Origin of the sequence: Dietzia cercidiphylli (assembly GCF_014145145.1) — a bacterium.
Lineage (GTDB): Bacteria > Actinomycetota > Actinomycetes > Mycobacteriales > Mycobacteriaceae > Dietzia > Dietzia natronolimnaea.
This window is the reverse complement of the sequence record NZ_JAALEA010000283.1, coordinates 1-2,176: the sequence shown is the minus strand read 5'-3', so window position 1 is coordinate 2,176 and position 2,176 is coordinate 1. Positions and strand designations below refer to the sequence as shown.

Below are 2,176 nucleotides of genomic sequence, written 5' to 3'. Positions count from 1 at the left end.
CGGGCGAGGGGATCGAGGTGTCGACGGCCGGCCGGCGGGGCACGGAGGTCACGCCGAGGGCGGCCGCGACGACGAGCGGCAGGACGAGCGCGGCAGCCCACAGGGCCGCGATCCACGGGGCGGAGGCCATCAGGGGAACACCCCCTCGGCGATGAACCTGGCCATCCCCATCGGCGAGTACGGGGCCGCGGCGATGATCCCCACCAGCAGCGAGGCCGTCGCGGTGATCATGGTCGGCACCAGCAGCGCCAGGGGCGCCTCCGCCCGCCGTCGGCCCGCACCTGTCGGGGACTCGCCCCCGGGCCGCTCGGCGAACCACATCGAGTACACCAGCGGCAGGAAGTAGGCGCTGTTGAGGAGCGCGCTGGTGATGAAGATCCCCAGCACCCAGGTGTGGTCGGAGTCCAGTGCGCCCAGCCCGAGTTGCCACTTGGACGCGAACCCGGCGATCGGCGGGACCCCGATCATCCCGAACGCGCCCACGGTGAACGCCGCGCACGTCCACGGCATCCGCCGCCCGAGCCCGGCCAGTCGCGAGACGGTCTTGATCCCCAGCACCTCGGCGAACAGCCCGGCGCAGAAGAACAGGGTGATCTTCATCAGGCCCTGGTGCACCAGGTGGGTCAGTCCGCCGGCAGTGCCCATCTCGGAGACCAGGGCGATGCCGATCGTGACGTAGGAGACCTGGCTGACCGTGGAGTAGGCCAGTCGCTTCTTCAGATCGTCCTGCATGAGGGCGCGGACCGAGCCGTAGATCACCGTGAACGAGGCCAGCACCAGCAGCGGCAGCAGCACGCCCAGGTCGTCGGCGACCTGCACGCCGTAGACGTCGTCGATCAGTCGGACCAGGCCGAACACGCCGGCCTTGACCACGGCGACGGCGTGCAGCAGCGCGCTGACCGGGGCGGGCGCCACCATCGCCCGGGGCAACCAGCCGTGCAATGGGAACAGCGCGGCCTTGACGCCCAGGCCGGCCGCGATGAGCACGAAGATCGCCACCGCGGTGGCGGGGTCCTCGGCGGCCAGCTCGGCGACCGCCGCCGCGCCGCCGGCGGTGAAGTCCACGTCGCCGACCAGCGCGGTCAGCCAGGCCACGCCCACCAGGACCGAGAGCCCGCCGCTGAGGGTGTACCGCAGGTACAGCTGGCCGGAGCGGAACGAGGCCGCCGTGCCGTTGTGCACCACCAGCGGGTAGGTGACAAGGGTGAGCAGCTCGAAGAAGATCAGGAACGTCACCAGGTTCCCGGAGAAGGAGATGCCCACGGTGGCGGTGACGCACAGCGAGAAGAAGCCGAAGAACCGGGCCCGGTGCGGGCGGCCCTCCAGGTAGCCGATCGCGTAGATGGTGGTGAGCAACCACAGCAGCGAGCTCAGTCCGGCGAACAGCAGTGAGAGCGGCTCCACGCGCAGGACCAGGTCGAGACCCGGCAGGAGGGCGCTGCGCCATTCGGGCCGGGCGCCCGCGATGACGGCGGGCACCAGCGCCGCGACGATGAGCAACTTGACCGAGGCGCCGGTGATGTTGACCGTGGTGCGCGCTTTGGTGCGGGGTTCCGGGATGAGGAAGACGACGACGGCGACGAGAGCCGAGAGCGCGAGAGGGGCCACGGCGAGCAGGGACGACTCACCGACCCAGGACGGCGGGGTCATGCTCCACCTCCGTGGGTCATCCCCAGCACCGCCAGGTCGGCCAACGGCCCGGACACCCCGATCGCGAGGGCGGCGAGCAGGGCCGCGGCCAAGGGGATCAGGGTGGCGGCGCGCGGGACGGCTCTCGTGCCCGTTCCGCGGAGGTGGGCACCGGACGCCGGATCGGTACTGCGGCCCTCGTCGTCGCCCCCATCGTCGGCGTGGCCCCCATCACCGGCGCCGCCCGGGGTGGGCCGGTGGTCGCTCGACTCCCCCGACAGCAACGTCTGGACCGGTCGCAGCAGGTACATGGCCGCGACGAGGGTACCCGCCACGGCCACCGCGACCACCCACCACAATCCGGTGCCTACAGCGGCCATGAGCAGCTGCCATTTGCCGGCGAAACCCAGGCTGACGGGGAGCCCGGCCAGGCTCACGGCGGCGATCGCGATCGCCATCGTCACGACGGGCATCCGGGCGTCCTGATCGGTCATCGCCGCCAATCGGTCGGTGCCGAGTCGGTCCTTGATCACCCCGGCGGAGAGGA

General features: G+C 71.6%; 2 protein-coding genes. Both read right to left on the bottom strand.

The window, feature by feature from the left end:
• Positions 1–129: 129 nt before the first annotated feature.
• Positions 130–1,650, bottom strand: a complete 1,521-nt coding sequence (locus G6028_RS10590) for a complex I subunit 5 family protein (RefSeq protein WP_182617783.1) — start codon at positions 1,648–1,650, stop codon at positions 130–132.
• Positions 1,647–2,176 (bottom strand): proton-conducting transporter transmembrane domain-containing protein (locus G6028_RS10585; RefSeq protein ID WP_277817597.1); only part of this gene is annotated, 530 nt, incomplete at its 5' end. The genes G6028_RS10585 and G6028_RS10590, both read right to left, overlap by 4 nt.